This is a genomic window from Parapedobacter lycopersici (assembly GCF_040395035.1).
Taxonomy (GTDB): domain Bacteria; phylum Bacteroidota; class Bacteroidia; order Sphingobacteriales; family Sphingobacteriaceae; genus Parapedobacter; species Parapedobacter lycopersici_A.
In genome coordinates, this window is sequence record NZ_JBEBRB010000029.1 from 21521 (window position 1) to 31216 (window position 9696).

7 protein-coding genes are annotated in these 9696 nt (G+C 52.3%); 4 read left to right on the forward strand and 3 right to left on the reverse strand.

All coding sequences use genetic code 11. The annotated features are described in order from the left end of the window. Positions 1 to 115 precede the first annotated feature (115 nt). A complete protein-coding gene (locus tag ABWO75_RS07970) occupies positions 116 to 1894 on the reverse strand; it encodes an AsmA family protein (RefSeq protein ID WP_353184331.1) in 1779 nt (592 codons plus the stop codon). A 220-nt stretch (positions 1895 to 2114) separates the two neighbouring features. On the opposite strand from ABWO75_RS07970, the gene ABWO75_RS07975 reads away from it, so the two are divergent. From ABWO75_RS07975 to ABWO75_RS07985, 3 genes are all read left to right on the forward strand, one after another. Then, a complete protein-coding gene (locus ABWO75_RS07975) occupies positions 2115 to 3212 on the forward strand; it encodes a vWA domain-containing protein (RefSeq protein ID WP_353184333.1) in 1098 nt (365 codons plus the stop codon). A gap of 49 nt (positions 3213 to 3261) precedes the next feature. Next, positions 3262 to 4749: a sigma 54-interacting transcriptional regulator gene (locus ABWO75_RS07980; protein ID WP_353184335.1), complete on the forward strand. Its 1488-nt coding sequence runs from the start codon at positions 3262 to 3264 to the stop codon at positions 4747 to 4749. A 143-nt stretch (positions 4750 to 4892) separates the two neighbouring features. Next, complete coding sequence (locus ABWO75_RS07985) at positions 4893 to 5966, forward strand: Ldh family oxidoreductase (RefSeq protein ID WP_353184337.1); 1074 nt, start codon at positions 4893 to 4895, stop codon at positions 5964 to 5966. Between the two features lie 59 nt (positions 5967 to 6025). Here the strand turns inward: ABWO75_RS07985 and ABWO75_RS07990 are convergent, their stop codons facing one another. Together ABWO75_RS07990 and ABWO75_RS07995 are read right to left on the reverse strand one after the other, a co-directional pair. Then, positions 6026 to 7732, reverse strand: coding sequence for an AsmA family protein (locus ABWO75_RS07990; RefSeq protein ID WP_353184339.1), 1707 nt, complete (start codon positions 7730 to 7732; stop codon positions 6026 to 6028). A 163-nt stretch (positions 7733 to 7895) separates the two neighbouring features. After that, a complete protein-coding gene (locus ABWO75_RS07995; protein WP_257658720.1) occupies positions 7896 to 8333 on the reverse strand; it encodes an RrF2 family transcriptional regulator in 438 nt (145 codons plus the stop codon). A 517-nt stretch (positions 8334 to 8850) separates the two neighbouring features. Here ABWO75_RS07995 and ABWO75_RS08000 point away from each other — a divergent pair. After that, complete coding sequence (locus tag ABWO75_RS08000) at positions 8851 to 9630, forward strand: tyrosine-protein phosphatase (RefSeq protein WP_353184342.1); 780 nt, start codon at positions 8851 to 8853, stop codon at positions 9628 to 9630. The last annotated feature ends 66 nt before the right edge of the window (positions 9631 to 9696 follow it).

Here is a 9696-nt window from a genome sequence, read left to right on the forward strand (position 1 = left end):
GTTGTGGGGGCTGTGTCGACTACGTGAGTTGAACGGTCCATATCCAAAGGGCTACCTCACGCATTTCGTTATTTGCAAATGTCTCGGTTTAACGTGTCAGCAGACCGATCGCCGTTTACTCGTTCCCAGTCCCTGAGTCCCGTTTCTTGAAAATCCGCCTGAAGAACCCGCCGGTTTTTTCTTTGATCTCCTTCACTTCTTCCGCTGTATTCATCAGGCGCTGCTCCCGTTCTTTGCTGATTCCCGCACATTGCTTAATGCCTTCCAGTAGGCTTTTCCACAAGGTTTTGAAAAAGGAATAGGTCTCCGGCCGCCGATAATTGATGGTGCCGGTATGGTACACTTCATTGGCATCCGGGTTACTGTCGTTGATTACAAAGCTGGTGGCTAGGAAAGAGGCTACCCGCATCGAATTTTTCCCCTCCGTGCCCGGCGGCGTAAGTAGGTTAAGCCGCATGTTGCGATAGTCAAAGCGCAGCGACCCGCGGGAACGGTAATCATCTGCCTGCATCACAAAACTGACTCCGCGGATATTCGCACTCGTGACCTGGGCATTAAGAAGGGGGGTAATGATGCGGTTGAGTGACCGGCCATCCATCGGACCCAGGGTTCCTTTGTAGGTATAGGCACCACGCTTGTCAAGCATGTCAAAATCAAATACCACATCCAGCTTGCCGGTGTCCATGAGGTAGGAGGTAAAACGTGCAGTCAACGACTTGTTCTGGATCAGTGCCAGGGTATCATTGGTTACATTATACAGCACACCGCTGGTCCGGTCGAAACTGATTTCCCCTGTTTTACCGTACTTTGCACTTACTTCGCTGTAGCGGATCGCGACATCGCGCAGCAATACCGAATCAATCTTCAATGGCTGCTGCATCTTCAGGAGTAGCTGGTGCGGTGATTTTCCGATCTTGTTTGTCGTTATCCGCGGATGACGCAGGTCCTTCAAAATGTCCACCACACCGCTGTCTATGTGGAGGCTACCGGCATAGATTTTCTGATTCCGCACGAACCGGTATAGGTCGATGTTTTCCAGCCGGATCGTCGGAAAGGCGATCGTTGTCATTTCCGCTGCGGCCTTTTTGCGGCGGTAAAATTCGGCGCGGTCCACCGCGGGGGCGTATTGCAGGCCCGTGAGGGTGACGCGCTTGTCGCCCGTAGCGACCTTTAGGCGGTCGAAGCGCACGAAATACAGGCTGTCGGCCGTTTCCCAGCGGAAGCCGGGGATGTCTACGTCAATTGCACGGGTATGGTAGAACCGGGCAGTGTCAAACTGCGACAGCGAGTCGATCAGGATATCCCTTGCAGTGAGGTTTACGTGCTGCAGTGCCATTTCCGATAAGGTGGTGTCTGTCTTTTTGGTAAACCGGAAATTGATGTCGTTCAGCTGAAGCGACTGCACCCCGACTGCCCGCAGCATGCCCGATATGCGTTGGTACAGCGTCCGGCTGTCGCGTTCGGTCGCGACGGTGTCGTTATAGGCATGGTACTCATTGATTACCCGGATAGCAGGCGTGTCGATGATAATATCATCGATGTGCAGCTGCTGGCTGGCGAGCATGCGCCGTGGATGGAACCGCCGGATCCGGAGACTGGCCACATGGATGTCGTAACGGTTATCGGGCGCCAGTTGCTGCTCCTGTAAACGTGCATACACACCGGAATCAGGGGTTAGCCGCAGGTTTTTAATGGAGGCGTTTCCCGTAATCAGGCTGAAATCCAGGTCGTCATAGGTGATCCGGTACAGGCTATCTGTCGAACGGATAACCGCTTCGCGGATTTTATCGTACAATAGGGGTTTCCAATGCCGGCTGAGGTACCAGGAGCCCGCAAAGGCTGCCACCAACAGCATGGCCACCGCGCCGATGATCCACTTCCATATCGATCTCATAAAGACATTATTTTTGTTTATAACGGCAGTAAAGCTTGTTTTGCCCCATGATTTTTCACCAGTTTTCCATTAAACGGAATGGCATTCGTTTAATAGGAAACAATGTTTTGTAAAATAATGTTCACGAAAGATACGGAAATTGTTTTTGGTTTCGAATCCAAAAAATGACACCTCCCTGAATCGATTTTAGTGATAAAACCCGTACCTTCGACTTTGCGTTATGCGTGGTTTTCATTTTTCGAAATACATCCCCGACTCCCTGCCCAAGGGCAGCTTCGACGAGCTGCTGAAACTTTTTATGCAGCTGCTCCAGCATACGTCGGGCGATGCGGCGGAGGCCCTTGCCTGGCTGAATGAGCTGGACCGGCAGTATGGGCTGACCACCGACGATTACGGCATCGGCGACTTTATCCAGGAGCTCAAAGACCGCGGGTATATCAGCGATGATCCCGGTGGAGGCGAAATCCGCATTACTGCAAAAAGCGAGCAGGCCATTCGCCAATCGGCACTGGAAGAAATTTTCGGAAAGCTCCGAAAAAGCGGCAAGGGCAATCACAACAGCAACCGATCCGGCCTTGGCGAAGAGAAAAATGCCGATCGACGCGAGTACCAGTACGGGGATTCGCTCGATCAGATTGATATGACGGCGTCGATCCACAACGCCCAGGTGAACCATGGGCTTGGCGATTTCCGGCTTACGGAGCGCGACTTGGAAGTAGAAGAGCGGGATTATAAAACACTGACTTCCACGGTGCTGATGATTGATATTTCGCACAGCATGATCCTGTATGGCGAGGACCGCATAACACCGGCCAAGAAGGTGGCGATGGCACTGGCGGAACTGATCCGGACCCGTTACCCGAAAGACACGCTGGATATTGTGGTATTTGGCAACGATGCCTGGCCCATTGCGTTGAAGGACCTGCCCTACCTGCAGGTGGGGCCTTACCACACCAATACGCTGGCTGGCCTGGAGCTGGCGACCGATCTGCTGCGCCGCCGTAAGACACATAATAAGCAGATCTTTATGATTACCGATGGCAAACCCACCTGCCTGAAAGAAGGCAACCGCTATTATAAGAACAGCATGGGACTCGACCGGAAGGTGATCAACAAAACACTGAATATGGCTGCGCAGTGCAAGCGGCTGAACATCCCGATTACCACGTTTATGATTGCCCGGGATCCTTACCTGCAGCAGTTTGTCCGCCAGTTTACCGAAACGAACGGTGGAAAGGCTTTTTACAGCTCACTGGATGGGCTTGGCGAATATATCTTTGAGGACTACATCCGGAACCGGAGGAAAACAGTGCGGTAGCACTTGCTTAGGGACCATTAAATAAAATGAAATAGCACGATCATCATACATGACCGAAATAACGACACTAAAAGAGCTTAAAAAATCCGGCTACCAATACCGGACGGTAAAAGAAGAACTGCGCACGAACCTAATCAACAGGCTTCGGGATAAGAAAGCCGAATTTGCAGGCATTATTGGTTACGATGAAACGGTGATTCCGGAACTGGAAACCGCTATCCTTTCGCGGCACAACATCCTGCTGCTTGGCCTGCGTGGACAGGCCAAAACCCGCATTGCCCGGCTGATGGTGTACCTGCTGGATGAATATGTACCCTATGTGGCCGGCAGTGAACTGTTTGACGATCCGCTGCACCCCATATCGTGGTATGCCCGCAATGAAATAGAAACGAAGGGCGACGATACGCCCATCGCTTGGTTGCATCGTTCGGAACGGTATACCGAAAAACTGGCTACGCCCGATGTAACCGTAGCCGATCTGGTGGGCGACGTGGACCCGATTAAGGCGGCTACCCTCAAACTGACCTATAATGACGAGCGGGTGATCCATTTCGGACTCATTCCCCGGGCACACCGTGGTATTTTCGTGATCAATGAGCTGCCCGACCTGCAGGCGCGCATCCAGGTAGCCCTGTTTAACATGCTGCAGGAAAAAGACATTCAGATCCGCGGCTTTAAGCTCCGGCTGCCGCTTGACATCCAGTTTGTTTTTACGGCCAACCCCGAGGACTATACCAACCGCGGGTCCATCGTTACCCCCCTCAAAGATCGCATCGAAAGCCAGATTTTAACACATTATCCAAAAACCATTGATATTGCGCGGAAGATTACCTTCCAGGAGGCGCGGATTACTCCCGAGCAGCGGGAAGCCATTGAGGTAGACGGGTTGTTGAAAGACCTGGTGGAACAGGTGGCATTTGAGGCGCGCGACAGCGAATTTATTGATCAGAAATCCGGCGTATCCGCCCGGCTGACCATCTCTGCATATGAAAATCTGGTAAGCGCCGCCGAACGGCGTATGTTTGTCGCGGGCCAGAAAAAGACGGTCGCCCGGCTGTCGGATTTTATCGGCATTATCCCGGCTATAACCGGTAAAATCGAACTCGTTTATGAGGGTGAGCTGGAAGGCCCGGTGCATGTGGCCCACCGATTGATCGGCGGTGCCATCAAAACGCTGTTTACCCAGTATTTCCCCCATCCTGAAAAAGCCAAGAAAGCAAAGACCGACAGCCCGTATGAATCGATTATCGAATGGTTTAACCTCGGCCAGCGGCTGGAGCTTACCGATGAACTGACAGACAGCCAGTACAAAAAGGCACTGATGGAGGTGCCCGACCTGAATGGATTGGTGAAGCAGCTGCATCCCAAACTGGCCGAAAGCCAGCGGCTGCTGCTCATGGAGTTTGTGCTCCATGGGCTGGCCGAATATTCCCAGCTGAACAAGACGTACCTGCATGGGGGCATTAGTTTTTCCGACATGTTTAACAGCCTGTTCGACGGGGATTTTGACGATGATGAGGGGTTTGACGACGAATAGCGCCTTCCCGGCTAACGGACAGCGCGCGGGCTTACGGCACATTGCATCGTATGCATTTGTTTGTCGTGATAGGGTTGCGGAAGCAATTGGAATGTCTCTGCTGGCAGGCCGCATGCAGGCCATAGACTATAGCAAAAAGAAAAATGACGATATACGAACAACCCCTGCGGGAATTTACTGAGCAGGTATTTAAAGCCATCGGCTGCAGCGAGACGCACGCCAGGCTGGCTGCCGATGTACTCCTTTCAGCCGATCTGCGCGGCATCGATTCGCATGGTGTAGCACGCCTCAGCGGCTACGTGCGCCTCTGGGAGCAACACCGGATCAATGCAACGCCCGATATCCGGGTAGTGCACGAAACACCGACTACCGCAACGGTTGATGGCGATCGCGGCCTGGGGCTGGTTGTTGCGCCGTATGCGATGGAAGTTGCGCTGGAAAAAGCACGGCAGTACGGCTCGGGCTGGGTGGCCATCCGCAATTCAAACCATTTCGGCATCGCCGCGTACCACGCGCTCCGGGCCGTGGCCGAAGATATGATCGGTTACGCGATGACCAACGCCAGTCCGCTTGTAGCCCCTACCTTCTCGTCGGAACGCATGCTCGGCACCAACCCGATGTGTTATGCATTTCCGACCGGGCAACACCCACCGATGGTGGTGGATATGGCCACGGCGGCGGCCGCAAATGGTAAACTGGAGGTCGCCGAACGTGCCGGCAAGACCATTCCCGAAGGGTGGGTGCTCGATGCGGCGGGTGGGCCGACGACCGACCCTACCGCGCTTAAGCAGGGCGGTGTGCTGCTGCCCCTAGGGAGCGATTATGCGCACGGCAGCCACAAAGGATTTGGGCTGTCAGCCACCGTGGACATCCTCTCGGGCGTGCTTTCGGGGGCTAATTACGGGCCATGGGTGCCGCCATTTGTGGCGTTCCTTCAGCCCGCGCCGGATGAACCCGGTCTGGGTATCGGCCATTTCGTGGGCGCCATGCGGGTGGACGGATTCCGCCCTGTGGAAGATTTTAAGCGGCACATGGATCAGTGGATCGAACGGTTTAAGGAAGCCCGGCGCATTGATGCGCAGCAGCACGTGGTGATTCCGGGGGAACCCGAAGACCTGGCGGTGGCTGAGCGTCGGATTAATGGGATTCCATTGGCCGCTGCGGTGTGGACAGATTTGCAGCAACTCGGTGAGCGGTTTGGGATTGAAGGGTTGTAATGCGTCCAGATGGACCGGGTAAGCCGCGTGGAATGCAGTAACCCCAGCGGGCTGTGCTGCTATTGCCCCCGCTGTGCCGCACGGAGCAACCGTTCCTCATCCTTCTGGCTTAAGCCCATGCACTGTTTCACTCCCTCGAAGATTCCCTGCCAGATCATCTTGAAAAACGAGTAGGTCCGGGGCCGTTCAAAATCAATGCTGGCCGTATGGCGTTTGCCGTTGGCGTCCGGGTTACTGTCGTTGATGACCAGCTGGTTGATTAAAAAGGAGGCAAGCTTCTGCGTCGCCCGTTCACCGGATTCATCCTTGGCTTTCAGCACATTCAGTTTCAGGTTACGGTAGTCGAACTGCTGCGAACCGCTCGTCCGGTAATTATTCGCCCGCATGTCAAAATTCAACCCCTGGATATCGGCGCTTGCAATCTCGGCAGGCATCAACGGTGTGAGTACGTGGTTGAATAGCCGCCCGTCCATTGGCCCGAGGCGCACCTGATACCGATGCCCGCCCGCCTCATCCAGCAGGTCAAAATCAAACCGCACCGACAATTCGCCGGCGTTCATCAGCTTCGCGTTTACATCGAGCACCATGTTCCGGTTTTCGGCCAGTGCGAGCGAATCGTTGGTTACGTTACGGATCACGCCCTGGATATGGTCGAACGTCACTTTGCTTTCCTCCCGGCTTTTTTCACCCAATTGAGCAAAGCTCACGTCCAGGTCGTTTACCACGATCGAATCAATAGCCACCGGCTGTTTGAGGTTGAGCAGGTGCTGGTGTGGTGCGCGGCCGATTTTATTTTCAATCGGCTCCGGATAAAATAAATCCTTCGACACGGCGATGGTGCCACCGCTGTCGATGTGCAACGTGCCCGCGGCGATTGTTTGGTCGGTTATCCACCGGGGCAGGTTAATATCCGACAGCCGGATGCGGGGAATATCCATGTCCACCATGTCTTCCGCCACCTTTTTATGGCGATAAAACTCCGCCATGCTGACCAGGGGGTAATACCGCAGGCTGTCGATGGTGAGCATGCCGTCATCCGTTACCGCATGTAATCTTTTCGCGGTCAGCGTATAAAGTCCATCTGCCCGGATGAATTCCACGTCCGGCAGGTTCATTTCAATGGTTTGGGCACCGTAGAACCGCGACGTGTCCGATTGGGAAAGCGAGTCGACGAGGAGATCACGAATATCGATATCGATGCGGGGGAGCCTTATCCGGGTGGCGTCCTTTGTTTTTTCCAGTGCAAACCGGCCGCCATTGACCCGCATCTGCCCTATTTTTAGTTTATCTGTAAACGATGCAATACGCTGGTATAGGTTTTTTGCCGGTTTGTCCGCAGCCGTGGTATCGTTATACGCATGATATTGGTCGGTAAGGTTAACGATCGGCGTGTCAATCGTCAGACTGCTGACGTGCAGGTCCCGGCTGAGCAGCATGCGCAACAGGCCGACACCACCCAGCTTTATGCGCTGCACCGTGACACCGTATGTGAGATCAGGTGCCCGCTGTTCTCGGTCCAGCCGGGTGTAAACGGCGGAATCCAGCGCCAGCTGGATGCGGGATAAAACCGCATTCCCCGTAATGAGCGAAAAATCAATTTCATCATACGTGATCCGGTACAGGCTGTCCGTACCGGTTAATACCGCCTCCCGCAGTTTGGTTTCTACCAGCGGTTTCCACCGTTTGCTGAGGTACCAGGCGCCGATTAATACAAGAAAGATTAGGCTGGCTGTGATGCCGATTGCCCATTTCCATATGGGTTTCATCAGGAGAGAAACATGGAAGATACGGGAAATGTTTGCGTGACCGTGTATATACCTTCATCGCAGGGCATGCTACGGGATTGTCCGCACAGGAACTGATCTTGATCTATCCACATGGATTGTTTCCCGTCGACTGGCGGATCACAATAATACATCGGCAAGCCGGTTATACTTCCAGGTTCAGGCGTTTCTCTTTATTCAGGATATCCGCGATGCTCGTATCGTTGAGAATCTGCAACATGGCGTTGCGAACATCCACAAATGTATCGCGGATGCCACAGATCTCCTCTGACTTGCACTCATCGCAGCTGCGATAGAAGTTCAGGCTCACGCAGGGCAGCAGGGCAATGGGTCCGTCTATGAGGCGCATCACCTGCGACAGGCGGATGTCTTCCGGTGCCTTGTTCAGGCTGTAGCCGCCGCCGGCACCCTTTTTACTATATAGAATCCCCGCATTGCGCATCTCCAGCAGGATCTGCTCCAGGAATTTTTTGGGAATATTTTCTTCCTCCGCAATGCGCATAATCTGCATCGGTTCATTGCCATAATTCCGGCCCAGCACGATCAGCGCCTTGATCGCGTATTTTGTCTTTTTAGATAACATGCACTACTCCTATGTAATACGTTGATTACAAAGATACAAATAAATTCAGTTACGTTGTAGCGTTGTGGAGCGGATGTCTGTTCTATATAAGACGTTAGTTTATTGATCGACAAAATTTTAGTTACCTTTGCGGCTTGAGGGGTAGCTATTTAATGAAGGAAGGTATGGGAAAGCGGATGCTGTGTCACAAGGCGCGGATGTCGCGTTTACGGTTTAGATTAAGAAAGGAAAGATGGGATGGCTGCCAGAAGAAGCCGTTGTATAGCATAAAGGTCACCTGGGAGATTTCGCAAGGTGTAGGTTGATGCACTACCGTTGTGGCGAAAAATCCAAGTGACGAGTTTTGCTTACTTTTGCGGCCAAAGTAAGATGCCCCGCGGCATAGGAGCGAAACTACCCATAAGTAGGTAATTAGCCCTCAAAAGCAGAAAAATAATAACCCTAATGAGATAAATCCTTATCTTGGTATATTATTTGATTACAAACGACAGAGACTAAACAAACACGATTAAATTGAATGGGAATATTTCTATTTGGAAGTAAGAAGAAGCTGGTGCAGTTCCCGATCGGTGAGTTATTGAAAACCGATATGCACTCCCACATTCTTCCTGGTGTTGATGATGGCTCACCCGATGTGGCAACTTCGCTGCAGTTAATGCGTGGCTTAGCTGAAATGGGGTACGATACCTTGATTGCCACCCCCCACGTCATGGCCGATATCCATCGTAACGACAAGCATACCATACAGCATGCTTACGAGCAATTAAAGCAGGCCGCCGAGACCGATCCAACATTGCCCAAGCTTCGTTTTGCGGCTGAATTTATGATGGACGAAGGGTTTGGACACTTGGTAAAACAGGATGCGTTGATTCCCCTTGCGGGCGATCAGTATCTATTGGTAGAAACCCCTTATCTTCACCGGCCATTAAACTTGGAAACCTATATTTTTAATTTACGGGCTATAGGATATACACCGGTCTTAGCCCACCCCGAGCGGTATCATTACCTGTTTGATAAGCCCGAGGAATACGAGCGACTTAAAGAACTAGGCTGTTTGTTTCAGGTGAATCTGCTGTCGTTAATGGGCTATTATGGTAAATCAGAAAAGCACGCAGCAGAATGGTTGTTGGAGGAAGGACTGGTGGATCTGTTGGGTACGGATCTGCATCATGAGAAGCATTTGAAACGGTTGCTTAATTTCACCATAGATCAAAAACTAGTTAAATTGTTGGAGCACGGTGCTTTTCTAAATCGACAACTCATTGCGACGACTGCTGTGAACCTTTTTGGCACGTAGGTTGTTTTAGGTGTTGGATTCTTTAGTGGAATGTTTATTTTTGCTGCCGTTTATAATTATTGACCT

What these genes read in the sequence shown, in the direction of transcription:
- ABWO75_RS08000 (WP_353184342.1), top strand. Translation starts at nt 8,851, where the DNA reads ATGGGAATATTTCTATTTGGAAGTAAGAAGAAGCTGGTGCAGTTCCCG.
- ABWO75_RS07990 (WP_353184339.1), bottom strand. Translation starts at nt 7,732, where the DNA reads ATGAAACCCATATGGAAATGGGCAATCGGCATCACAGCCAGCCTAATC.
- ABWO75_RS07980 (WP_353184335.1), top strand. Translation starts at nt 3,262, where the DNA reads ATGACCGAAATAACGACACTAAAAGAGCTTAAAAAATCCGGCTACCAA.
- ABWO75_RS07975 (WP_353184333.1), top strand. Translation starts at nt 2,115, where the DNA reads ATGCGTGGTTTTCATTTTTCGAAATACATCCCCGACTCCCTGCCCAAG.
- ABWO75_RS07995 (WP_257658720.1), bottom strand. Translation starts at nt 8,333, where the DNA reads ATGTTATCTAAAAAGACAAAATACGCGATCAAGGCGCTGATCGTGCTG.
- ABWO75_RS07985 (WP_353184337.1), top strand. Translation starts at nt 4,893, where the DNA reads ATGACGATATACGAACAACCCCTGCGGGAATTTACTGAGCAGGTATTT.
- ABWO75_RS07970 (WP_353184331.1), bottom strand. Translation starts at nt 1,894, where the DNA reads ATGAGATCGATATGGAAGTGGATCATCGGCGCGGTGGCCATGCTGTTG.